Raw genomic sequence first — 321 nt, forward strand, 5'->3', positions numbered from 1 at the left:
GTTGATGCAGTTTTAATGACTTGGCACCCTGGTACAATGGGAGGCGAAGCTTTGCAAGAAATACTTTTTGGATCGAGAGAACCAGAAGGAAGATTACCCGTATCATGGCCAAAAACAGCAGGACAACTACCTTATTTCTATAATCATAAGAATACGGGGCGACCTGCAAATAATGAAGATTATGTATCCATGTATGATATTCCAATAGAAGCATGGCAAAGTTCTTTAGGAAACGATTCTCATTACCTAGACATAGGGTTTACACCTCATTTTCCTTTTGGTTATGGTTTAAGCTATACAGCGTTTAAGTATGATACTATA

At 38.0% G+C, this 321-nt stretch carries 1 protein-coding gene; it reads left to right on the top strand.

The window, feature by feature from the left end:
* The coding region (locus tag H4O21_RS28795; protein WP_182812711.1) for a glycoside hydrolase family 3 C-terminal domain-containing protein at window positions 1–321 on the top strand (321 nt) is incomplete at both ends.

The organism is Oceanospirillum sediminis (assembly GCF_014164585.1).
In the GTDB taxonomy this organism is placed as follows: domain Bacteria; phylum Pseudomonadota; class Gammaproteobacteria; order Pseudomonadales; family Halomonadaceae; genus Oceanospirillum; species Oceanospirillum sediminis.